At 61.1% G+C, this 23,120-nt stretch carries 17 protein-coding genes; 2 read left to right on the top strand and 15 right to left on the bottom strand.

Annotated elements, in window-relative coordinates; translation table 11 throughout:
- Positions 1 to 34: 34 nt before the first annotated feature.
- From HX801_RS05865 to leuC, 13 genes are all read right to left on the bottom strand, one after another.
- Positions 35 to 592, bottom strand: a complete 558-nt coding sequence (locus HX801_RS05865; RefSeq protein WP_003212681.1) for a CvpA family protein — start codon at positions 590 to 592, stop codon at positions 35 to 37.
- A 254-nt stretch (positions 593 to 846) separates the two neighbouring features.
- Positions 847 to 1,509, bottom strand: coding sequence for an SPOR domain-containing protein (locus tag HX801_RS05860; RefSeq protein WP_087693954.1), 663 nt, complete (start codon positions 1,507 to 1,509; stop codon positions 847 to 849).
- Complete coding sequence (folC, locus tag HX801_RS05855) at positions 1,493 to 2,800, bottom strand: bifunctional tetrahydrofolate synthase/dihydrofolate synthase (RefSeq protein WP_177021766.1); 1,308 nt, start codon at positions 2,798 to 2,800, stop codon at positions 1,493 to 1,495. Before folC ends, HX801_RS05860 begins: the two co-directional genes overlap by 17 nt.
- Complete coding sequence (accD, locus tag HX801_RS05850) at positions 2,797 to 3,717, bottom strand: acetyl-CoA carboxylase, carboxyltransferase subunit beta (RefSeq protein ID WP_003212675.1); 921 nt, start codon at positions 3,715 to 3,717, stop codon at positions 2,797 to 2,799. Before accD ends, folC begins: the two co-directional genes overlap by 4 nt.
- Positions 3,718 to 3,960: 243 nt before the next feature.
- Complete coding sequence (locus HX801_RS05845) at positions 3,961 to 4,593, bottom strand: phosphoribosylanthranilate isomerase (protein WP_177021765.1); 633 nt, start codon at positions 4,591 to 4,593, stop codon at positions 3,961 to 3,963.
- Between the two features lie 63 nt (positions 4,594 to 4,656).
- Positions 4,657 to 5,481 carry a tRNA pseudouridine(38-40) synthase TruA gene (truA, locus tag HX801_RS05840; RefSeq protein ID WP_003212671.1) on the bottom strand — a complete coding sequence of 275 codons (825 nt, stop codon included), beginning with the start codon at positions 5,479 to 5,481 and terminating at the stop codon, positions 4,657 to 4,659.
- A gap of 156 nt (positions 5,482 to 5,637) precedes the next feature.
- A complete protein-coding gene (locus tag HX801_RS05835) occupies positions 5,638 to 8,190 on the bottom strand; it encodes a FimV family protein (protein WP_177021764.1) in 2,553 nt (850 codons plus the stop codon).
- Positions 8,191 to 8,350: 160 nt separating this feature from the next.
- Positions 8,351 to 9,361 carry an aspartate-semialdehyde dehydrogenase gene (locus HX801_RS05830; protein WP_177021763.1) on the bottom strand — a complete coding sequence of 337 codons (1,011 nt, stop codon included), beginning with the start codon at positions 9,359 to 9,361 and terminating at the stop codon, positions 8,351 to 8,353.
- Positions 9,362 to 9,609: 248 nt separating this feature from the next.
- Positions 9,610 to 10,722, bottom strand: coding sequence for an aspartate-semialdehyde dehydrogenase (gene asd / locus HX801_RS05825; protein ID WP_010175747.1), 1,113 nt, complete (start codon positions 10,720 to 10,722; stop codon positions 9,610 to 9,612).
- Positions 10,723 to 10,786: 64 nt separating this feature from the next.
- Entirely contained in the window at positions 10,787 to 11,869 is a 1,083-nt protein-coding gene (gene leuB, locus HX801_RS05820) for a 3-isopropylmalate dehydrogenase (protein ID WP_003212664.1), read from the bottom strand.
- A gap of 53 nt (positions 11,870 to 11,922) precedes the next feature.
- Positions 11,923 to 12,687, bottom strand: coding sequence for a class I SAM-dependent methyltransferase (locus tag HX801_RS05815; protein WP_003212662.1), 765 nt, complete (start codon positions 12,685 to 12,687; stop codon positions 11,923 to 11,925).
- Between the two features lie 146 nt (positions 12,688 to 12,833).
- Positions 12,834 to 13,478, bottom strand: coding sequence for a 3-isopropylmalate dehydratase small subunit (leuD, locus tag HX801_RS05810; RefSeq protein ID WP_177021762.1), 645 nt, complete (start codon positions 13,476 to 13,478; stop codon positions 12,834 to 12,836).
- A gap of 10 nt (positions 13,479 to 13,488) precedes the next feature.
- A complete protein-coding gene (gene leuC / locus HX801_RS05805; RefSeq protein WP_003212658.1) occupies positions 13,489 to 14,907 on the bottom strand; it encodes a 3-isopropylmalate dehydratase large subunit in 1,419 nt (472 codons plus the stop codon).
- Positions 14,908 to 15,052: 145 nt separating this feature from the next.
- Here leuC and HX801_RS05800 point away from each other — a divergent pair, with 145 nt between their 5' ends.
- Both HX801_RS05800 and HX801_RS05795 read left to right on the top strand, forming a co-directional pair.
- Positions 15,053 to 15,943, top strand: a complete 891-nt coding sequence (locus HX801_RS05800; protein ID WP_003212656.1) for a LysR family transcriptional regulator — start codon at positions 15,053 to 15,055, stop codon at positions 15,941 to 15,943.
- Positions 15,944 to 16,007: 64 nt separating this feature from the next.
- Positions 16,008 to 19,313, top strand: coding sequence for a bifunctional diguanylate cyclase/phosphodiesterase (locus HX801_RS05795; RefSeq protein WP_003212653.1), 3,306 nt, complete (start codon positions 16,008 to 16,010; stop codon positions 19,311 to 19,313).
- 369 nt (positions 19,314 to 19,682) lie between these two features.
- On the opposite strand, the gene HX801_RS05790 is transcribed toward HX801_RS05795, so the two are convergent.
- Positions 19,683 to 21,647 (bottom strand): hypothetical protein, encoded by a 1,965-nt coding sequence (locus HX801_RS05790; protein WP_177021761.1) that lies wholly within the window; start codon positions 21,645 to 21,647, stop codon positions 19,683 to 19,685.
- Between the two features lie 220 nt (positions 21,648 to 21,867).
- Positions 21,868 to 22,836, bottom strand: a complete 969-nt coding sequence (locus tag HX801_RS05785; RefSeq protein ID WP_256344218.1) for a hypothetical protein — start codon at positions 22,834 to 22,836, stop codon at positions 21,868 to 21,870.
- Positions 22,837 to 23,120: the final 284 nt, after the last annotated feature.

The raw sequence follows: 23,120 nt of genomic DNA, 5'->3' as shown, positions 1-23,120 counted from the left end.
AACCCCTACTTAATGAATCTTGACTGAACACAACTTACTGAGGCGTTTTGGCCGGCAAGAGGTGTTCCTTGAACGGAAGATCAGCGGGTACGCTGATCCCGCTGGCCAGCCACTGACTGCTCCACCCCAAAATGAGGTTTTTGGACCAATCTGCAACCAATAGAAATTTTGGCACGAGTACCGACTCCTGCCACCACGAATCCTGCTGTACCGGCCCCAGGCTCAACAGCCCGACCGCCACGACCACCAGCAAGCCGCCACGCGCGGCGCCGAAGGCCATGCCGAGAAATCGATCGGTCCCGGAGAGGCCGGTGACGCGTATCAATTCGCCGATAAGATAATTGACCATTGCCCCCACCAACAACGTGGCGATGAACATGATGGCGCAGCCCGCGATGACGCGAGCCGAAGGTGTCTCGATGTATCCGGCCAGATAGACAGACAATGAACCGCCGAACATCCAGGCTACAACTCCTGCGATGATCCATGTCAGCAGCGACAATGCTTCTTTGACGAAGCCGCGGCTCAGACTGATCAAAGCGGAGATGGCGACGATTGCAACGATCGCCCAATCAACCCAGGTAAATGGCACAGTTCAGCCTACAGACGGATAAGGCGGCGCATTTTAGCAGAGCGCTGGGCTATCGGTAAGCTGTGATTGGCAGTGCATTTGAAATCAATGAGTTATAGGGGAAACCGGCCTGTTGCGGCACACCCAAAACACTTGTGGGAGCGGGCCTGCTCGCGAAGGCGGTGGGGCAGCCAATAAATCTGCTGACTGATACACCGCTTCGCGAGCAAGCCCGCTCCCACATTGACCGCATCCCAGCTTGAATCCTTGCAGCCTCAGCCTTTTTCGGGCTGGAAGCGAACCACAAAACCCTTGAGGTTCTGCTGGCGATCCAACAGGTCCCGCAGGCGATCGGCTTCAGCCCGCTCGATCAGCGGCCCGATGAATACCCGGTTCTTGCCATCGGCGCTGCGGATATAGGCGTTGTAACCCTGGGTGCGCAGCTTCTTCTGCAACGCATCAGCACTTTCGCGGTTAGCCAGGCTGGCCAGCTGGATCGACCAACTGATCGGCAAGCCATTCGGGTCAATACGGCTCTGGCCCACGTCCGGCTTGCCTGGTGCCGCAGGTTGCGGGGCCACAGGTTTTGGCGCTGGCGCCGGCGCCGCAGGCTTCGCAGCAACTGCAGGAGCAGCAGGCGCAGGCTTAACCACCGGCACGCTCGGCTGCACCGGCATCGACGGCGCTTGCTGTGCAGCCACTTCGTCATCGGTCGGCACCGGCTCTTCTTCCGGCAGCGCTTGCGGCTCGGGAACCACCACCGGCTCAACCTGAACCTGAGGCACCGCAGGCGCCTGGGGCGCAGCTGGCGCTTCAACGGTCACTTGGCGCTGCTCATCCTGACGGGAAAACAGCATCGGCAGGAAAATCACCGCCAACGCCACCAGGACCAGGGCTCCAACCATTCGCTGCTTGTATGCGCTATCCAGTAATGCCATGTGCAGCTTCCTCCGTGGAGCGCCGGGCCAACCATTCGAGCGCCTCGGCAACACAATAAAATGATCCGAACAACAGAATCTCATCCTCAGGCGTCGCAACCGCGCACTGGGCTTCCAGGGCGGCTGTCACGCTTGCATGGGACGTCACGGACGCGCCAAGGTTCTGCAAGGCAACCTGCAACTCGATGGCAGGACGACTGCGGGACGTATCCAGCGGTGCAACCGCCCAGGCCTGGACGTCGCCCAGCAAGGGTGCAACCACGCCGTCCAGGTCCTTGTCGGACAACAACCCGAACACCGCGAGGCGGCGACCGGCGGGCGACGTGAGTGCCAGGCGCCTGGCCAGGTATTCAGCGGCGTGAGGGTTATGCCCCACGTCCAGCAGCAGGTTCAGGCGCTTGCCCTCCCAGTCGAACGTGCGCCGGTCAAGGCGCCCCACCACGCGAGTAGCCTGCAACGTAGCGGCAATCTGCTCGGCATGCCAGGGCAAATCCAGCAACAGGTAGGCTTGCAGCGCGAGCGCGGCGTTTTCCATCGGCAGGTTCAGCAGTGGCAAGTCGCGCAACTCAACAGTTTGACCGCGCGCGTCAAGCCCGCGCCATTGCCAGAATTGGTCGCCAATCTCGAGATTGAAATCACGCCCACGCAGGAAGAACGGGCAATCCAGCTCGCGCACCTTGTCCAGCAAGGTATGCGGCGGGTCCAGGTCGCCGCACAGTGCAGGCTTGCCCTGGCGGAAGATCCCGGCTTTTTCATAGGCCACGGACTCACGGGTGTTACCCAGGTAGTCCGCATGGTCGACACCAATACTGGTAATCAGCGCCAGGTCGGCATCCACCACGTTGACCGTGTCCAGACGCCCACCCAGGCCGACTTCCAGCACCACCACATCCAGCTGCGCACGCTCGAACAGCCAGAACGCCGCCAGGGTGCCCATCTCGAAATAGGTCAGGGAAATCTCGCCACGCCCGGCATCAAGTGCGGCGAAGGCTTCGCAGAGTTGCTCGTCAGTGGCTTCGACGCCATTGAGCTGCACCCGTTCGTTGTAGCGCAGCAGGTGCGGCGAGTTGTACACCCCGACCTTCAGGCCCTGGGCTTGCAGCAAGGCCGCGACAAAGGCGCAGGTAGAGCCCTTGCCGTTGGTGCCGGTCACCGTGATCACACGCGGCGCCGGCCGGCCCAACCCGAGGCGGGCCGCTACCTGTTGCGAGCGCTCCAGGCCCATGTCGATGGCTGACGGATGCAACTGCTCAAGGTAGGCGAGCCATTCGCCCAGGGTACGTTGGGTCATATGTTTGCAGGCACCGGTGGCACGACAATCGGCTCGATTTTAGGCGCGACGTACACAGGTGTCGGCAGGCCCATCATTTGCGCCAGCAGGCTACCCAGGCGCGGACGCAGTTCGCCGCGCGGAATGATCAGGTCGATCGCGCCGTGCTCCAGCAGGAACTCGCTGCGCTGGAAGCCTTCCGGCAGTTTTTCGCGAACGGTTTGCTCGATAACACGCGGGCCGGCAAAGCCGATCAGCGCCTTCGGCTCACCGACGATCACGTCACCCAGCATCGCCAGGCTGGCGGAAACACCACCGTAGACCGGGTCGGTCAGCACGGAGATGAACGGAATACCTTCTTCGCGCAGACGCGCCAGTACCGCGGAGGTCTTGGCCATTTGCATCAGGGAGATCAGTGCTTCCTGCATCCGCGCACCACCTGAGGCGGCGAAGCAGATCATCGGGCAACGGTTTTCCAGCGCGTAGTTGGCGGCACGTACAAAACGCTCACCGACGATGGCGCCCATCGAGCCGCCCATGAAGGAGAATTCAAAGGCCGAAACCACCACCGGCATGCCCAGCAGCTTGCCGCTGACGGAAATCAGCGCGTCCTTTTCACCGGTCTGCTTCTGGGCCGCGGTCAGGCGGTCCTTGTACTTCTTGCCGTCGCGGAACTTCAGACGGTCAACCGGCTCCAGGTCAGCGCCCAGTTCGGAGCGACCATCGGCGTCGAGGAAAATATCAATGCGGGCGCGGGCGCCGATACGCATGTGGTGATTGCACTTGGGGCAAACGTCCAGGGTCTTTTCCAGCTCCGGGCGGTACAGCACCGCGTCGCAGGATGGGCACTTGTGCCAAAGACCTTCAGGAACCGAGCTTTTCTTCACCTCGGAACGCATGATCGAAGGGATCAGTTTGTCTACTAACCAGTTGCTCATGCTTTCTTTCTCCAGTACCGGTGGCTTGAACACAGCCCCGCGTATGCCCTTGAGCTAAATTCATATGTGGCGATGACACAAACTGGACGGGGTCAGACGTTCGACCAGCCATTTCCTGCCTGTGCCCTCAGCCTTCCAGACAACCTGCCGTGCAGGGTTGCCACTTCATTTCCGGGCCTCCCACAGGCGGCGCCGGGCTGTTTTACACAGTGGTAGTTATGGACGGCGGCAGACTGCCAGCCGTCACATCGTCCCGCTGCTGTCGCGCACGGCCTGCATGAATGCGCGAATCCTTGCGTGATCCTTGATGCCCTTGCCCTGCTCTACCCCGCCGCTGACGTCCACGGCATACGGCCGAACCTGCTGGATGGCACTGGCCACGTTGTCCGGATTCAGGCCGCCCGCGAGGATAATCGGCTTGCTCAACCCCTCGGGAATCAACGACCAGTCAAACGCCTCGCCCGTACCACCGGGAACGCCTTCGACGTAGGTGTCGAGAAGAATCCCGCGAGCCCCGCCATAGGCAGCGCATGCCGCAGCAATATCGTCCCCGGCCTTGACCCGCAGCGCCTTGATGTACGGGCGCTGGTAGCTCTCGCACTCGTCCGGACTCTCATCGCCATGGAACTGCAGCATGTCCAGTTGCGCGGCGTCGAGGGTTTCATTGAGCTCGCAGCGGCTGGCGTTGACGAACAACCCCACGGTGGTCACGAACGGCGGCAACGCGGCAATGATCGCCCGCGCCTGCAACACATTCACCGCCCGCGGGCTTTTGGCATAAAACACGAAACCGATGGCATCGGCCCCCGCCTCGACCGCCGCCAACGCGTCTTCTATGCGGGTAATCCCGCAAATCTTGCTGCGAACGGCAGACATGTCGATGAAACCTCAGGGCGTGTCCGGGAAAGTCCCGGATGGTAACAAATGCTTTTGAGGGCGTCAGCCGCCAAGTTCGCTGAAACCTGTGAGGAAGTGTGGCCCGATGAATCGCTGGGGCAATTCGAACTCGTCGCGGTACTCCACATCCACCAGGTACAGGCCGAACGGATGCGCCGTGACGCCGCCGGTACGGCGAATCCGGCTTTCCAGCACTTCCCTGGCCCATTCCACCGGGCGTTCGCCGGTACCGATGGTCATCAGCACCCCGGCGATATTGCGCACCATATGGTGCAGGAAGGCGCCGGCGCGGATATCCAGCACGATCATCTTGCCGTGGCGCGTCACCCGCAGGTGGTGGACTTCCTTGATCGGCGACTTGGCCTGGCACTGCCCGGCACGGAACGCGCTGAAATCGTGGATACCTACAAGATGCTGGGCCGCCTCGGCCATGCGCTCGGCGTCCAGCGGGCGGTGGTTCCAGGTGATTTCTTCGTTGAGATGGGCCGGGCGGATCTGATCGTTGTAGATCACATAGCGATAACGCCGGGCGATGGCCTTGAAGCGCGCGTGAAAGTCCGCCGGCATCACCTTGGCCCAACTGACGCTGACGTCGTGGGGCAAGTTGATATTGGCGCCCATCACCCATGCCTTCATCGAGCGCTCGGCCTGAGTGTCAAAGTGCACCACTTGCCCGCAAGCGTGCACGCCGGCATCGGTCCGCCCGGCGCACATCAGCGACACCGGTGAGTCGGCGACTTTCGACAGCGCCTTCTCCAGGGTTTCCTGCACCGTCGGCACACCGGAGGCCTGGCGTTGCCAGCCACGATAGCGCGAGCCTTTGTATTCCACGCCCAGGGCGATTCTGAAAAAGCCTGCGGCCGCCATTTCGGCGGCCGCGTTATCTATATTTGCCAAGAACTGAGAGCCCGATGAGTTGCGCAAAGGCGGCCATTATAAGGCCGTGCGCCTGGGACGCCATGGATTTGGTGCCTGGATGGCAAAACGGCAGCCCGAAGGCTGCCGTTGTATTTACCGCGCGTATCAAGCCAGCCGGCTGAGCATTTCCTTGGCCTCGCCCTTCTGACCGTCATCGCCTTCCTTGAGCACCTCGCCAAGAATGTCCCGCGCACCGTCGGCATCGCCCATGTCGATGTAGGCCTGCGCCAGGTCGAGCTTGGTGGCCACTTCGTCGGTACCGGAGAGGAAGTCGAATTCCGGCTCATCGCCACCCAACGCCGCGTCGTCGGCGGTGAAGGACGGTTCGATTGGCGGATGTTCCAGGCTTTGCGACAGGCGATCCAGCTCGGCGTTGACATCATCAAGCTCCGACGCAAACGCGTCCGGCTTGGCCGCTGCGGGCACCTCGGGCTCGTCGGCCAGGGACAGGTCGAAATCCTCCGGCAGGTCGAGGTCGTCGAGGTCGGCCGGCGTCAGTGTCGGCGGCTCTACCGGCGGCAGGTCCTTCATCTGGTCTTCAAGGCCGGAGAGGAAGTCGTCGTCTGACTGGGCCGACGAGGGTGGATCGAGTTGCAGGTCCAGGTCGAAATCCGAGAGGTCTTCCGCACTGGCCTTGGCCTCGGTCTGCTGTTGCAGCACCGATTCAAAGCTCAGGTCGTCGTCCGACGTCGGGCGGACCACGGCTGGCGAAGCAGCCTCCAGATCGTCCAGGCTGAGGTCGAAGTCTGTGTCAAACGCGTCCGGCGCAGGCTCAGGTGCAGGCGGTGCCGGGTCGTCCTTGAGCAGGTCCTTGACGTATTGGGCGTCGAGAGCGGCAGCGGCAACGGCAGCGCTGACGCCTGCTGCGAACACGGCCATGGCCGGGAAGCGGCTTTTCAGTTGTTCGACCTGGGCATGGTTGTCGCCATTGGCGACCAACTGGCGCTCCTGGGTGACAAACCCGTCCTTGTTGCCCTGCAAGCCGTGGACTTCCATCAGCTTGAGACGCAGGTCACTGCGGGCGGGCTCTTGCTTGATTGCATCTTCCAGCACTTCCGCAGCCTGGTTCAGGTGGCCACGGTCGATATGCGACTGGGCTTGCGCCAGGGCGTCAGTCGGACGCTGCGCAGCAACAGGTGCGACCACCGGCGCAATCACCGGGGCAACCACCGCCGCCGGAGCTGGAGCTGGAGCCAGCTTGACGTTCGGCGGCGGTACATCAAGGCCTTCGAAACTGTCAGATGGCAGGTCGTGATCAATGTTCGGCGCAAATTCCGGCTCTTCAGCCAGGGCCCGTGCCATGCGCAGGTGCTTTTCTTCTTCAAGGCGCGCATTGCGATGACGGGCCCACAGCAGCAGAAGCAACAGCACCAGCAAACCCGCTGCGCCGCCGATCACACCCAGCACGATCGGGTTGGTCAGCAGGTCGTTGAATTTACCTTCAGTGCTGGCAGGCGCCGCATCCGGCTTGACCGGGGTCTCGACCGGCGCAGCCGCGGGGGTTGCTGCCGGAGCTGCCGCTGCCGGCGCCGCCGGTTGTGCAGCCAGCTCGGCCGGCATCGCCGCCGTTGCAGCAGGCTGCGCCGCAGCGCCACCCGGGGTCTGCAACTTGGCCAGCTGGTTGTTCTTGAGCTCGATCAGCCGCTGCAGCTTGTCCAGCTGACTTTGCAGGTCAGCCATGCGGCTTTTCAGTTCTTCATTCTCGCGACGGGTCGAATCCAGGCTTTCCTGGGTCACCGCCAGCTTGTTGTTCAAGGCCCGGCTGTCGCCCGCCGCGCCCTTCCCGCCCTTCCTGGCTGCTTCGGCCGAGACCAGGCTCAAATTGTCCTTGGTATTGGTCTGCGACGGTGCATTACCCGCCTGGGTACGCTTGGTCGCATCCAGCTGCGCCTTGCCGGCGAGCTGATTGCCGCCACGGCGGCCCTCGCGCCACGCCGCGTTTTGCGCCGTCACTTCAGCAATCGCCTCGGGCTGCGGCAGGCTGGTGCTTTGCCCCGAATCCGGCAGGCGCAGGACCTGGCCGGTTTTCATGCGGTTGATGTTGCCGTCGATAAAGGCGTCAGGGTTCAGCGCCTGAATGGCCAGCATGGTCTGCTGCACCGAGGCGCCATTGCGGTTTTTCGCGGCGATTTCCCACAAGGTGTCACGGGAAGTCGTGGTGTGTTCCTTGGCCTTGGTGACTGCCGGAGCCGTCGTCGCAGGCGCACTCAAGCGTGGCGCGGGTGCAGGTGCACCGGCGGCCGGGGTCGACTGGTCGAACTTGGCCGGGTCCAGCAACACGCTGTAGTCGCGCATCAGACGGCCGTTGGGCCATTGCACCTGCAGCAGGAAACGCACGTAGGAATCCGGCAGCGGCTTGCTGGAGGTGACACGCACCACACTGCGGCCGTTGGGATTGACCACCGGGGTAAAGGTCAGGTCGTTCAGGAACGCCTGGCGATCGACGCCCGCATCCACAAAGGCCTGGGACGACGCGAGGCTGGGGGTGATCTCGGAGGCGGTCAGGCCACCGACATCGAGCAACTCGATTTCCACCGACAGCGGCTGGTTCAGCTTCGACTTGAGGGTCATCTCCCCAAGCTGCAGTGCTTGCGCCATACCGGAGGACAGCGCCGAGGCGGCCGCTATTGCTAACACCAGTTTGCGAACTTGAACCATAGCCTCATCCTTTTTGAACACTCCCCGGCCGGCGAGAAGGTGGGTAACCGCTGCCATTAGGCATGGCGAGCCGATAGGTCACCGACGCGCAATTTTTCCAGCTTGGGGCCAAGCATAGCGCTTGGCTAGAATCAATCTACAAATTGCCGCCAAGTATCTTTTACACAAGGCCTTTTATCAACAACTGCGCCAGCTGTACGGCGTTCAGTGCCGCCCCTTTGCGTACGTTATCTGACGCCAGCCACATATTTAGTTCCGCAGGGTCATCAACACCGGCACGAACCCGGCCCACGTAGACCACGTCCTGGCCGACCGCATCGCCCACAGCCGTGGGGTAATCGCCCTCTTCCACCAACTCGACACCCGGTGCCGAGTCCAGGGCACGGTTGACGGCAGCGAGATCCACCGCTGCCCCCAATTGCAGTGACACAGTCAGGCTATCGCCAAAAAACACCGGGGCTTGAACGCAAGTGACGGAAATCTTTAGCAAAGGCATTTCCAGCACGGCGCGCAATTCGTGCACCAGGCGTTTTTCCAGGGCGGTGTGGCCTTGCGCGTCAGGCTTGCCGACCTGGGCCAGCAGGTTAAAGGCCATTTGCCGGTCGAAGAACTTCGGCTCCAGCGGGCGCACATTCAGCAACTCGGCGGTCTGCCGGGCGAGTTCGCTGACAGCCTCACGGCCCTGGGCGGAAACGGCGAGGTTGGCGGTGACGTTGACGCGCTGAATGTCCAGCAAGCCGCGCAGTGGCGCCAGCACCACGGCCAGGGCAGTGGCCGACGGGCTTGGGCTGCTGACCTGATAAGGTTTTTTCAGGCCATCGAGGATCTGCGCGTTGGCTTCCGGCACTACCTGCGGCGCCTGATCGGCCGGCAAGGCGCCGGACAAGTCGATCAGGGTGCAGCTCGCAGCGGTGGCGCGCGGGGCAAAACTCAAGGTGACCGCAGGGCCGGCGGCGAAGAACACCAGTTGGACTTTGCTGAAATCGAATTCATCAACTTCCCGCACCCGCACGTTCTTGCCACGAAACGGCACCGAATGCCCGGCCGACTCGCTGCTGGCCAACAGGTGCAGGCTGCCTACCGGGAAGTCCTGCTCTTCGAGGATCTGCACCAGGGTTTCGCCAACGGTGCCGGTGGCGCCGATCACGGCAATATCAAAGGTCTGGGTCATGGGGGCTGCCTCGGGCATTGCGGGGGGAGCGGCACTTTACCGGGTGGCTGGGGGTGAGGCAATTAACCTGGGGGTTGTGGTGTGGCTGATGGCCTCTTCGCGAGCAAGCCCGCTCCCACATTCGAGCGAGTTTCTTCAGTTGAAATGCGATCAAATGTGGGAGCGGGCTTGCTCGCGAAGAGGCCCGAGCGCGCAATAAAAAACCCGCGCCTGTCACCAGAACGCGGGTTTCTTATTACCAGCAGCGATTACCGCTCCAGCAAGATCCGCAGCATGCGACGCAACGGCTCAGCCGCGCCCCACAGCAGTTGGTCGCCGACGGTGAACGCGCCCAGGTACTGCGTCCCCATGTTCAGCTTGCGCAGACGGCCAACCGGCACATTCAGGGTACCGGTCACCTTGTTCGGGCTAAGTTCCTGGATGCTGATATCACGGTTGTTCGGCACCAGCTTGACCCAAGGGTTGTGCTGGCTGATCAGCCCTTCGATATCGGCGATCGGCACGTCTTTGTTCAGCTTGATGGTCAACGCCTGGCTGTGGCAACGCATGGCGCCGATGCGCACGCAGATACCGTCCACCGGGATCGGGCTCTTGAAGCGACCGAGGATCTTGTTGGTCTCGGCCTGGGCCTTCCACTCTTCACGGCTCTGGCCGTTAGGCAGTTCCTTGTCGATCCACGGGATCAGGCTGCCGGCCAATGGCACACCGAAGTTCTCGGTCGGGTACGCCTCGCTGCGCATGGCCTCGGCCACACGGCGGTCGATGTCGAGGATCGCGCTGGCCGGGTCAGCCAGTTGATCGGCGACAGCGGCGTGGGTCGCGCCCATCTGCTTGATCAGTTCACGCATGTTCTGCGCGCCGGCACCAGAGGCCGCCTGATAGGTCATGGCGCTCATCCACTCCACCAGGCCGGCTTCGAACAAGCCGCCCAGGCCCATCAGCATCAGGCTGACGGTGCAGTTGCCGCCGATGTAGTTCTTGGTGCCCGCGTCCAGTTGCTGGTCGATCACCTTGCGGTTGACCGGGTCCAGCACGATCACCGCGTCATCCTGCATGCGCAGGCTGGAAGCGGCGTCGATCCAGTAACCCTGCCAGCCGGCTTCGCGCAGCTTGGGGAAGACTTCGCTGGTGTAGTCGCCACCCTGGCAGGTCAGAATGACGTCGAGGGTCTTCAGTTCTTCAATGTTGTAGGCGTCCTTGAGCGGAGCAATGTCCTTGCCCACGGACGGCCCTTGACCACCTACATTGGAGGTGGTGAAAAACACCGGCTCAATAAGATCGAAATCCTGCTCTTCCAGCATCCGCTGCATGAGCACGGAACCGACCATACCGCGCCAACCGATCAGACCTACACGTTTCATCGCAACTACACCTTGTTCAAAAGTGGGCCGCCTTGCAGCAACATCTGCAAGCGGGCCCGAGAGATTACAGATTCCGCAGCGCGGCGACTACTGCGTCGCCCATTTCTTGCGTACCGACCTTGGTGCAACCCTGGGACCAGATGTCGCCAGTGCGCAGGCCCTGGTCGAGCACCAGGCTCACGGCCTGCTCGATGGCATCCGCGGCGTCGGTCAGGTTGAAGCTGTAACGCAGCATCATCGACACCGACAAAATGGTCGCCAACGGGTTGGCAATGCCCTGCCCGGCGATGTCCGGCGCCGAACCGTGGCACGGCTCGTACATGCCCTTGTTGTTGGCATCCAGGGAGGCCGACGGCAGCATGCCGATGGAACCGGTAAGCATCGAGGCCTGGTCGGACAGGATGTCGCCGAACAGGTTGTCGGTGACGATCACGTCGAACTGCTTCGGTGCACGCACCAGCTGCATGGCGGCGTTGTCGACGTACATGTGGCTCAGCTCGACGTCCGGGTAGTCCTTGGCGACTTCCTCGACGATTTCACGCCACAGCTGGCTGGACGCCAATACGTTGGCCTTGTCCACCGAGCAGACCTTCTTGCCACGCACACGGGCCATGTCGAAACCGACACGGGCGATACGGCGGATTTCACTCTCGCTGTACGGCAGGGTGTCGTAGGCCTGACGCTCGCCATTCTCCAACTCGCGCACGCCCCGTGGCGAGCCGAAGTAGATACCGCCGGTCAGTTCGCGGACGATCAGGATGTCCAGGCCCGCGACGATTTCCGGCTTGAGGCTGGAAGCGTCCGCCAGTTGCGGGTAAAGGATCGCCGGGCGCAGGTTGCCGAACAGGCCCAGTTGCGCACGGATCTTCAGCAGGCCGCGCTCAGGGCGGATGTCACGTTCGATCTTGTCCCATTTCGGGCCACCCACGGCGCCCAGCAGCACGGCGTCGGCTGCGCGGGCACGCTCCAGGGTTTCGTCGGCCAGAGGCACGCCGTGCTTGTCGATGGCCGCGCCGCCGATCACGTCGTGGCTCAGTTCGAAGCCCAGGCTGTACTTGGCGTTAGCCACTTCCAGCACCTTGACCGCTTCGGCCATGATTTCCGGACCAATGCCGTCGCCAGGGAGAATCAGAATCTGCTTGCTCATGGGTTCCTCATTTCATCAAGCGACCCGCCCGTGGGCAGGTCGGGAAAAATTAATCAGCGTTCGGCCCACACCACCAGCACGTCGGTGCTGAAGGTGCCGTCGGCTTGAATCTCGAAGTAATCGCGCACTTCCTGGCCCATTGCCTTTTGCAGCTCCAGGATCGCGGCACGCAATACCTCTGGGGTGCGCATGCGCTCGACCCACGAGGTGTATTCCAGGCGCAGGCGCTGGCGGCTGCTGTTGCGCACATGCAAACCGGCTTCGCTGAGCTGGCGCATCCACTCGCCGGCGGAATAGTCACGCACGTGGCTGGTGTCGCGCAGCACTTCGACGGTTTGCAGGTAAGTGTCCAACAGCGGGCTGCCCGGTGACAAGACGTCCACGAAAGCGGCCACGCCACCCGGTTTGAGCACCCGGCGCACTTCACGCAGGGCCAGGCCCAAGTCGCTCCAATGGTGCGCCGAGTAGCGGCTGAACACGAAGTCGAATTCGCCATCGGCAAATGGCAGGCGCTCGGCGGCGCCGTGCACGGTGCGGATGTTGTCCAGGCCACGGTCCACGGCAGCGGCGGCGACCACGTCAAGCATCTGCTGGGACAGGTCGTACGCCACCACTTCTTTAACCAACGGTGCAACGTTGAAACTCACGTGACCCGCGCCGCAACCCAGGTCCAGCAGTCGTGCAGCGCCCTGCCCGGCCAGTTCGGCCTGGAGCAGCGCGAATTCGGTGCCTTGAGCATGTACTGCGCTGCTCAGGTAGGCCGAGGCCTGTTCGCCGAATTGTTTTTGCACGACTTGGGTGTGGGCGGTGCTGGTCATGATGATGTCCCTGGTTTTTGTGTTGCTGTTGCTGGCCCTTTCGCGAGCAAGCCCGCTCCCACATTCGACCGAGTTCCTTCAGTTGAAATGCAATCAAATGTGGGAGCGGGCTTGCTCGCGAAGGGGCCAGTCCGGTCTACATGGAATCAAGCGTCGCGAAACAACCAAGGCTGGCTGGCCCGGTGTTTGGTTTCAAACGCGGCAATCGCATCGCCGTCCTGCAAGGTCAGGCCGATGTCGTCCAGGCCATTGATCAGGCAGTGCTTGCGGAAGGCGTCCACTTCAAAGTGATACACCTTGCCGTCCGGACGGGTCACGGTCTGCGCCGCCAGGTCGATGGTCAACCGGTAGCCCACATCGGCTTCCACCTGCTGGAACAACTCATCCACTTCGGCATCGCTCAAGATGATCGGCAGCAAGCCGTTCTTGAAGCTGTTGTTGAAGAAGATGTCGGCGTAGCTCGGCGCGATGATGCTGCGAAAGCCATATTCTTCCAGGGCCCACGGCGCGTGCTCACGGCTGGAGCCGCAACCGAAGTTTTCCCGGGCGAGCAACACGCTGGCACCCTGGTAACGCTCGGCGTTGAGCACAAAGTCCTTGTTCAGCGGGCGCTTGGAGTTGTCCTGGTAGGCGTAGCCCACGTCCAGGTAGCGCCACTCGTCGAACAGGTTCGGACCAAAACCGGTGCGCTTGATCGATTTCAAGAACTGCTTGGGAATGATCTGGTCGGTGTCCACGTTGGCACGGTCCAACGGCGCGACTAAACCGGTGTGTTGAGTAAAAGCTTTCATCGGGTATTCCTCAGATCAATTCGCGAACGTCGATGAAACGACCGTTGACGGCAGCCGCAGCAGCCATGGCCGGGCTGACGAGGTGGGTACGGCCACCGGCGCCCTGACGCCCTTCGAAGTTACGGTTGGAGGTGGACGCGCAGTGCTCGCCCGACTCCAAACGGTCCGGGTTCATCGCCAGGCACATCGAGCAGCCCGGCTCACGCCATTCAAAACCGGCTTCGAGGAAAATCTTGTCGAGGCCTTCGGCTTCAGCCTGGGCCTTGACCAGGCCCGAACCTGGCACCACGATCGCCTGCTTGATGGTCGAGGCGACTTTGCGGCCCTTGGCGATCACCGCCGCAGCGCGCAAATCCTCGATCCGCGAGTTGGTGCAAGAGCCGATGAACACGCGATCCAGCTGGATGTCGGTAATCGCCTGGTTGGCTTTCAAGCCCATGTACTTCAAGGCGCGCTCAATGGAACCACGCTTGACCAGGTCGGTTTCCTTGGCCGGGTCCGGCACGTTCTGGTCAACGGCCAACACCATTTCCGGCGAGGTGCCCCAGCTGACTTGCGGCTTGATCTGGGCGGCGTCGAGGGTGACCACGGTGTCGAATACGGCATCGGCGTCGGACACCAGGTCTTTCCAGGCTTCGACTGCGGCGTCCCAATCGGCACCGCTCGGTGCGAATGGGCGACCCTTGACGTAGGCAATGGTCTTTTCGTCCGCCGCCACCATGCCCACGCGGGCACCGGCTTCGATGGACATGTTGCAGATGGTCATGCGGCCTTCGATGGACAGGTCGCGAATCGCGCTGCCGGCGAATTCGATGGCGTGGCCATTACCGCCGGCGGTGCCGATCTTGCCGATCACGGCGAGGACGATGTCTTTGGCGGTGACGCCGAAAGGCAACTCACCTTCCACCGACACCAACATGTTCTTCATTTTCTTGGCGACGAGGCACTGGGTGGCGAATACGTGCTCCACCTCGGAGGTACCAATACCATGAGCCAAGGCGCCAAACGCCCCGTGGGTAGAGGTGTGGGAGTCACCGCAGACCACGGTCATGCCAGGCAAGGTGGCGCCCTGCTCCGGGCCGATCACGTGAACGATCCCCTGGCGCACGTCATTCATCTTGAATTCGGTGATGCCATATTCGTCGCAGTAATCATCGAGGGTCTGCACCTGGAGGCGCGACACGGTGTCGACGATGGCGTCGATCCCGCCTTTACGCTCCGGTGTGGTCGGCACGTTGTGGTCCGGGGTGGCGATGATCGAGTCGACGCGCCAAGGCTTGCGCCCGGCCAGTCGCAGGCCTTCGAACGCTTGGGGCGAGGTCACTTCATGGATGATGTGACGGTCGATGTAGATCAGCGACGACCCATCATCGCGCCGTTTCACTTCATGGGAATCCCAAAGCTTGTCGTAAAGCGTTTTGCCGGCCATCACGCGGTCCTCATCAGGTGTTTCTATGCCCCGGGCCTTGAACGATTCAATAACCCTTTGGCTTGTGAGGCTGATGGTATGGCGCTACATTAAATAACTCAAATTCATATTTTTTATGCTTTGGATTACCAACTGGAATAGCACAATGGACCTGGCCAACCTCAATGCCTTTATCGCCATCGCCGAGACCGGCAGCTTCTCCGGTGCCGGTGAACGCCTGCACCTGACCCAACCGGCCATCAGCAAGCGCATCGCCGGCCTGGAGCAACAATTAAAGGTGCGCCTGTTCGACCGGCTGGGGCGTGAAGTCGGCCTCACCGAAGCCGGACGGGCGCTGCTGCCCCGGGCGTATCAGATTCTCAATGTACTGGACGACACCCGCCGCGCCCTGACCAACCTGACCGGCGAGGTCAGCGGTCGTCTCACCCTGGCCACCAGCCATCACATCGGCCTGCATCGCCTGCCGCCCGTACTGCGAACGTTTACCCGGGAATACCCGAACGTCGCCCTGGACATTCAGTTTCTCGATTCGGAAGTGGCCTACGAAGAAATCCTCCATGGCCGCGCCGAAGTGGCCGTAATCACCCTGGCGCCGGAGCCCCACACGCTGGTGCGGGCCACCCCGGTGTGGGACGACCCGCTGGATTTCGTGGTGGCGCCGGAACACAGCCTGATCAGCAACGGCAGCGTCAGCCTGGCGGACATCGCCCGGCACCCGGCGGTGTTTCCCGGCGGCAACACCTTTACCCACCATATCGTGCAGCGGCTGTTCGAGGCCCAGGGCCTGACGCCAAACATCGCCATGAGCACCAACTACCTGGAAACCATCAAGATGATGGTCTCCATTGGCCTTGCCTGGAGCGTATTGCCGCGCACCATGCTCGATGACCAGGTGGCACGCATCGCTTTGCCGGGCATACAGCTCAGTCGCCAGCTAGGCTATATCGTGCACACCGAAAGGACGCTGTCGAACGCTGCGCGGGCTTTCATGAGCCTATTGGATGCACAGGTCGATCTGCCAGGGAATCAGGCTTGAATCGCCGTGGCCCGTAGACCGTGGAACCCGCGCCGAACGCCCATCGAGCCAAGGCCCTTTGATAATGCGCAACCCCGTCGATACCGTGCCACCCCTGCCCCGCATCTACGCCCTGGACCCACAGGAGGCGGAGCAAAGCTGGGACAGCGCGCCGCAACTGCTGGCGGCGCTCAACGCTGCCCGGCTGGGCGCCTGGAGCTGGGAAATCGATACCGGCCGGATCAGCTGGTCCCGAGGCACTCAGGCCCTGTTCGGCTTCGACCCGCGCCAGCCGCTGCCTGAAGACCTGGAGTACCTGGACCTGCTGGCCCCCGAAGACCGCGCCAAGGTGGTCCGGGCCTTTCATGCGGTGCTGGCCGGCGAACCCGCTGTCCAGGCCATGCACCACCGTATCCAATGGCCCGATGGCAGCCTGCACTGGCTGGAAATCAACGGCAGCCTGCTACCGGACAAGGCCGGGCGTCGGCGAATGATCGGGGTGATCCGCGAAATCACCCACCAGCGCGAGCGCGAACACGCCCTCAGCCATTCGGAAAAGCGCTTCGCCACCCTGTTCCATTTGTGCCCGCTGATGGTCCTGCTGACCCGCCAGGCGGACGGCCTGATCAGCGAAGCCAACCAGTATTTCGAGAGCCTGTTCGGCTGGCCGTTGGCCGATGCCATTGGCCGCAGCACATTGGAGCTGGGCCTCTGGGTACACCCCGAACAACGCGCGCATCTGGTCAAGGCCACCCAGCGCAAAGGCGCCCCCATCACCATGGAAGTGCAGTTTCGCGCCAGCAACGGGCAGGTCCACGATGGCACCCTCAGCGCCCAGAAAGTCGAGCTGGACGGCGAGGACTACCTGATCAGCACCTTCCTCGACACCACCGAGCGCAAGAATGCCGAGCAGGCCCTCAAGGACAGCCAGGAACGCCTGGACCTGGCCCTGGACTCGGCGCAACTGGGCACCTGGGACTGGCACATCCCCAGCGGCATGCTCTATGGCTCGGCCCGCGCCGCCCAACTGCACGGGCTGGAACCCCAACCGTTCCACGAATCCTTCGAGGCCTTCTTTGAAGGCATGCCCCAGGAAGAGCGCGAGAGCATGCGCAACGCCTACCGCACCCTGCGCGAAGGCCCGGCGGGCAACTACCAACTGACGTACCGCGTGCAACTGGAAGACGGCAGTTCACGCTACCTGGAAAGCCGCGCCCGCCTGTATCGCGATGACACGGGCGTACCGTTGCGAATGGCCGGGACCCTGCTCGACATCACCGACCAGGTTGAACGTGAGCAGCGCCTGATCGCATCCGAAGAAAAATTCGCCAGCCTGTTCCTCGCCAGCCCCGACCCAATCTGCGTGACGCGCCTGGAGACCGGCCAGTTTATCGAGATCAACCCGGCCTTCACCCAGACCTTCGGCTGGACCGCCGCCGAGGTGCTCAACAACAACGCCGAGCAGATCGGCTTGTGGGAGGAGTCCAGCCAACGCCTGCAGCGCATCGAGCAGGTGATCCGCGAACAATCCCTGAGCAACGTGGCAATCACCGTTCATCACAAGAACGGCCAGACCCTGAACTGTGTGATATCCAGCCGCCTGATCCAGGTCAGCGACCAACCCTGCATCGTCACCACCCTGCGGGACATCACCCAACAACAACGCTCGGAAGCGGCGCTCAAGGCCAGCGAAGAGAAGTTCGCCAAAGCCTTTCATTCCAGCCCCGATGCGGTGTCGATCACCGAGCGCGATACCGGGCGCTACGTGGAGGTCAATGACGGCTTCTGCCGCCTCACCGGCTACCGCGCCGAAGAAGCGATCGGCCTGACGCTCTACCAGATCGGCATCTGGGCCGATGAAAACCAGCGCGCGGCGTTATTGGCCGAGTTGCAGATCAAGGGCCGCATTCATCACCTGGAAATGCTCTGGCACAACAAGCGCGGCGAAGTGCTGGCGGTTGAAGTGTCGGTGGAGCCCATCACCCTCAATGAAACCCCCTGCCTGTTGCTGACCGCCCGGGACGTCAGCCTGCTGAAAAACGCCCAGGCGCAGATTCGCCACCTGGCCTATCACGACCCCCTGACCAACCTGCCCAACCGCGCCCTGCTGATGGACCGCCTGAGCCAGCAGATCGCCCTGCTCAAGCGCCACAACCTGCGGGGCGCCCTGCTGTTTCTTGACCTGGACCATTTCAAGCACATCAACGATTCCCTCGGCCACCCGGTCGGCGACACGGTGCTGAAGATCGTCACTGCACGCCTTGAAGCCAGTGTGCGCATGGAAGACACCGTGGCACGCCTGGGCGGCGATGAGTTTGTGGTGCTGCTCAGCGGCCTGGAAGGCACGCGCCCGCAAGTCAGCACTCAAGTCCAGGAGCTGGCCGATACCCTGCGCGAACTGTTATCCGAACCGATGTTCCTGGATGGCCACCGCCTGCAAGTCACCCCGAGCATTGGCGTGGCGCTGATCCCCGATCACGGCTCAACCCCGGCAGATTTGCTCAAGCGCGCTGACATCGCCCTGTACCGGGCCAAGGATTCAGGGCGCAACACCATCCAGATGTTCCACAACAGCATGCAGAAAACCGCCAGCGAGCGGCTGCGCATGGAAACCGACCTGCGCCTGGCCCTGTCCCGCGGCGAGTTCAGCGTGCATTACCAACCCCAGGTGGATGCGCGCGGCAACACCATCGTCGGCGCCGAGGCCCTGGTGCGCTGGCAACATCCGCAGTTGGGCGCACAGTCCCCGACGGAATTCATCAAGGTCCTGGAAGACAGCGGCCTGATCCTTGAAGTGGGCACCTGGATCCTCGACGAAGCCTGCAGCACCTTCGCGCAGTTGATTGCCGAGGGGCTGGTAGACCCGCTGAACTTCAGCCTGTGCGTCAACATCAGCCCGCGGCAGTTTCGCCAGAATGATTTTGTCGAACGGGTAGAACGCAGCCTGCGCACCCACCACCTGCCTTATACCCTGCTGAAGCTGGAAATCACCGAAGGCATCGTGATCCAGAATCTGGACGACACCATCAGCAAAATGCGCCGCCTGAAAAAGCTCGGCGTGAGTTTTGCGATGGATGATTTCGGCACCGGCTATTCGTCGCTGACCTACCTCAAGCGCCTGCCGGTGGATGCGCTGAAGATCGACCAGTCGTTTGTGCGCGACGCCACCCATGACCCCAACGATGCGGAGATCATCCGTGCCATTGTGGCCATGGCGCGCAGCTTGAACCTGGACGTCATTGCCGAAGGAGTGGAAACCCCTGAGCAACTGGCGTTTTTGCAGGGGCTTGGGTGTCATTTGTATCAGGGGTATCTGCACAGTCGGCCCTTGCCGGTGGAAGGGTTCAGGCAGGTACTGAAGCGAATGCCCCAGGCCACTTCATCGGAATAAGTTGCACCGGATTTTCCTGATGGGCAGCTGCTTTTTGAGCCTGTAGGTTCAGGTGCTTTCCATTTTCGGACACACCTACCATGCAGGATGCAAAGCACTCCCCGGCGCTGCTAGGCGGCGCCTCGAGATAACCGGCGCCAGGGTTGATGGACACCATGGGAGCAGACAGGGCATACAGCCAATGCTGTTGAATTTCATCCATGAGCAGGAGGTTCCAGAGTCGATGAGAGTAGCCGAGGCCAACTACCTACGCGGACACAGATTGCAAGGCATATGTAGCCGGCCACCATCGGGCTTGTCCTTTCTGCGCGCAGAAAAAAGACCACGAGATCTCGTGGCCTGTGTTTCTCAAACTTTGCACCTTTAAACCTAAACCAGCGTTAGCGCGGTGCCCTCTTCATCCATCCAGCTTGATGATTTCAGTGGGTGTTTATACCCGTAATCATCAAAAGCCCCATCAACGACGACAACAGAATGCATGAAGTTCGCCAACGTGCCGGTTGCACCATCTGCCAGCGCCTGGACGCTGCTGCTTCGGGTAAAGGCGAACAAACCCAGACGCCGCAGTGCATCACCAGGGGTCTCGCCATCATTGAGCGTGCTCATCGCCGCTTCAAAACTCTCGCCGGCACGAAACTCGTGGTTCTCCATTTGCGCCCGCTTGGCGCTGACGGCGTACAGGAAATTCGCATCCTTGAGCAGGCCGGCGTCGGTGCCTTTGAAATTCGAGTGTTCCCGGGCTGTTTTCAGTTCTGCATGGGTCAAGCTGACCTTGCTGGAATCGCGCATCGTCACGGTATAACCGTCGCGGGTCTCGGTGATGTTTTTATAGATGCCCCGGGGACTTTGCCCATACTTCATCATCGCCGCCTTGATCGCCGATACCGTGACACAGTTCCCCTCGACACCTTGATAGAATCCACTCCAGATATCCCCAGGCCTGACCCCGACCGGTACATTGGAAATAGGTGGGGGCCGCGTGCTTGAACCAACGGGCACTCCGTCCGGTACCTCCTCGGCGAGCATGTAGCCATAAGATTTGACGATAGATGGCTCGTCACCATTGCTGTGCTGCAGGCCATCCAGTACCAAGGCACTCGAATAGCCAAAAGTACTGACCACCCCCACCGCGCCCTGCTCCTGCATCTTGGCGGGTGGCACGATGCGCAAGAAGCCAGTCATGCCCAAGCCCTTCAACACGCGGTATTCCGTATCGCCTTTGAGCGTGTTCGATAAAACCTTTTCAAACGATGCCCCAGGGTCCTGGTCACCGCGGGTCATCTGCTTGCGCTTCGTGTACGCCGCCAGCATGAAGTTGGCCTGCTTCACCGCGTCGGGGTTGTTCCCAGCGAAACGCGAGGCCGTGGTCGCTTGCTGCAACTCTTGCCGGGAAAAATGCAGTTCGAAACCGTCCTTCATCGTGATGTCATAACCGTCTCCCGCCGGGGTGACTTTCTCGAGCATATCCGTGGCGTCTGGACCAAACCTCATCATCATCATTTTTATGACGCAGGCATGGCTGCTGCCATCAACAACCTCACCGAATCCTCGCTCGGCCGCGTTAAATCCGCTGAGAATGTCAACGGGCTGGCGGCCACGCCGGGTGGACGGCGTATCGACGTGGGGAACATCGACCGGAGCAACCGGCACATCCCGCTTGACCGGCTTAGCCGTTTGCCCCTCCTTGTCCAGCACGTAGACGTAGGGACGGTCGGGGCGATATTGACGGTCAAACCGATGCGCCACCCCATCCCGAATCAGCGCGGCACCGAAGTTATGCGCCTCCATGACGCCGACAGAGTTCTTGCCGACGAGTTGCTCCGAAGGGATCTGCTGCATAAAACGGCCCATGCCCATGCCCTTGAGCAGGTTCGATGCAGTCTCACCTTGTAAGGACGTGGTCAAGGCCGCGTTAAAGCTGCTGCTGATACGGCTGTCGGAACTGGACAATTGTTTGCGCTTGACGAAGACAGCCAATGCGAAATTCGCGTTTTCCACTGTACTGGCATCACCACCGACAAATCTCGACGCTGACGCAGTGCCATGCACTTCATGATCGGAAACATGCAACTTATAACCGTCTTTCAGCGTAACGTCATACCCCGAGCCAACGCGCTTTACTTCATCAAATAGATCAGCGCGCGCAGGACCGAAGGTCGATATCATCATCTGGATAACAGCAGAGTGGCTGGTCGTATCAAAATGCTCACCGAACTGTCGCTCGGTAGAATTCAAAGTACTTACACTGTCGACGGATTTATTTTCACCCCCGTATACACGCGCAGGATGATGGACCGCCGTACTCATTGCATAACCCGTATTCATCGTAATCATGGAGCACTCCTTTAAAGGGCGAACACACAACAGCCCGTGGTAACGCTGCCACTTGTGCACTGCGCTCAGGCATAAAAAGAAAGTGCATGAACACGGCATACAGTATTTTCTGCACGCGATGAACTGCACTCAGTCAGATAATAAGTTCAACAAGATCTAGTTATAGATTTAACGTGTTGCGCAGCAACGATCATCTTCTTATTGTTTTATGGACGCCCGGTTAGCCAACCAATGCAATAGCCCGTCCAAACCGCGGTCTTCCCGCTTTAGTCCCATACATTTCCTCACACCCATCAACCACTGCTACAGAGTGCCTGCTCCTGTTGACCATACCGATCAATGATTTATCAGCAAACGCACTGACCGGAACTTCTTTCATATGCTGGCGCAAGCCCAGACGCTTGAAGCCTTCCCCGGGCCCCGTTTCGTCTTCACCGTCGTTGAGGCTGTTTATTGCGGATTGAAAGCTCCTGCCTGCAGTCCCGTCATTGTTTTCCAGCATCGCTCGCTTGGCGCTGACGGCAAATAGAAAGTGCGCATCCTTGAGCATGCCGGGATCGCGCATCGGGACAAACTTCGAGCCACGCCTGGCTTGGGCCAATTCATCCTTGCTCAAATCCAGCGCGTACCCGTCACGCATGACAATGTGATAGCCATCACCCTTGGCTTGAACAGACTTGAAGATATCGGTCGGGCTTTGACCGAACTTCGCCATCGCCGCCTTGATCGCCGAAATGGTCACGCAATTACCGTCAGGGCCCTGGCGAAAACCGTTCCATATATTTGCCGGCTTGGCGCCGTTGCGCTTATCGGACAGATCAGGAAGCGGCTGCGGTGTTGGATCCGGCAGGGGTGCATCCGGCTTGGGCAGCACTGCCGGCGGGGGCGCAGGCGTTACCTTGGTCGCAACTGTATTCGCCAGTTCCTTGCCCGCCAGCAGGCCTTGCAACTGTGTAAAAAACTGGGTGAACAGTTCGAGGAGCTTTGCTAACAGCGGGGTGTCGCTGGCTGTGTTCCCAACGGTACTTTGATCGTTATTACCGAACGATGAGAGGACCTGGTTATTAACGAATACCGGCTGCACGGGAACCGATCGTCCTGGTGTGTTGCCGGTTTGCGAATGTTGATAATAGTTTCTGACCGCGCCCGCATTATTGATTTCTGAACAAGACATATAACCATCCTTCATCAAGGGCCCCCCGACGTTTTTGATCGGGAGCGCCTTGTTGAAAAAAACTGAGGAAGTGGCCGACTTACCTGCTTATCCGGCGGCCGGGATTAAACCGCCAGTCGTTGTCGAACGCTCGACGCCTGCCGCTGGTTTCGAACTCAAAGAAATCCTCAGACGGCCCTGGCGAAGTGATGTCCGGCTCCGGCTTATCCGGCTTCGGAGCATCTGGTTTAGGCGCATCCGGCTTCGGTGGGACCGGAGCGTCTGGCTTCGGCGGAACTGGCACGTCTGGCTTCGGCGGG

Source organism: Pseudomonas sp. G1002 (assembly GCF_013385455.1).
Classification (GTDB): Bacteria; Pseudomonadota; Gammaproteobacteria; order Pseudomonadales; family Pseudomonadaceae; genus Aquipseudomonas.
The sequence above is the reverse complement of the archived record's forward strand: the minus strand, read 5'-3'. Positions and strand labels throughout refer to the sequence as shown.

What these genes read in the sequence shown, in the direction of transcription:
- HX801_RS05860 (WP_087693954.1), bottom strand. Translation starts at nt 1,509, where the DNA reads ATGGCATTACTGGATAGCGCATACAAGCAGCGAATGGTTGGAGCCCTG.
- folC (WP_177021766.1), bottom strand. Translation starts at nt 2,800, where the DNA reads ATGACCCAACGTACCCTGGGCGAATGGCTCGCCTACCTTGAGCAGTTG.
- accD (WP_003212675.1), bottom strand. Translation starts at nt 3,717, where the DNA reads ATGAGCAACTGGTTAGTAGACAAACTGATCCCTTCGATCATGCGTTCC.
- HX801_RS05845 (WP_177021765.1), bottom strand. Translation starts at nt 4,593, where the DNA reads ATGTCTGCCGTTCGCAGCAAGATTTGCGGGATTACCCGCATAGAAGAC.
- truA (WP_003212671.1), bottom strand. Translation starts at nt 5,481, where the DNA reads ATGGCGGCCGCAGGCTTTTTCAGAATCGCCCTGGGCGTGGAATACAAA.
- HX801_RS05835 (WP_177021764.1), bottom strand. Translation starts at nt 8,190, where the DNA reads ATGGTTCAAGTTCGCAAACTGGTGTTAGCAATAGCGGCCGCCTCGGCG.
- HX801_RS05830 (WP_177021763.1), bottom strand. Translation starts at nt 9,361, where the DNA reads ATGACCCAGACCTTTGATATTGCCGTGATCGGCGCCACCGGCACCGTT.
- asd (WP_010175747.1), bottom strand. Translation starts at nt 10,722, where the DNA reads ATGAAACGTGTAGGTCTGATCGGTTGGCGCGGTATGGTCGGTTCCGTG.
- leuB (WP_003212664.1), bottom strand. Translation starts at nt 11,869, where the DNA reads ATGAGCAAGCAGATTCTGATTCTCCCTGGCGACGGCATTGGTCCGGAA.
- HX801_RS05815 (WP_003212662.1), bottom strand. Translation starts at nt 12,687, where the DNA reads ATGACCAGCACCGCCCACACCCAAGTCGTGCAAAAACAATTCGGCGAA.
- leuD (WP_177021762.1), bottom strand. Translation starts at nt 13,478, where the DNA reads ATGAAAGCTTTTACTCAACACACCGGTTTAGTCGCGCCGTTGGACCGT.
- leuC (WP_003212658.1), bottom strand. Translation starts at nt 14,907, where the DNA reads ATGGCCGGCAAAACGCTTTACGACAAGCTTTGGGATTCCCATGAAGTG.
- HX801_RS05800 (WP_003212656.1), top strand. Translation starts at nt 15,053, where the DNA reads ATGGACCTGGCCAACCTCAATGCCTTTATCGCCATCGCCGAGACCGGC.
- HX801_RS05795 (WP_003212653.1), top strand. Translation starts at nt 16,008, where the DNA reads ATGCGCAACCCCGTCGATACCGTGCCACCCCTGCCCCGCATCTACGCC.
- HX801_RS05790 (WP_177021761.1), bottom strand. Translation starts at nt 21,647, where the DNA reads ATGATTACGATGAATACGGGTTATGCAATGAGTACGGCGGTCCATCAT.
- HX801_RS05785 (WP_256344218.1), bottom strand. Translation starts at nt 22,836, where the DNA reads ATGAAGGATGGTTATATGTCTTGTTCAGAAATCAATAATGCGGGCGCG.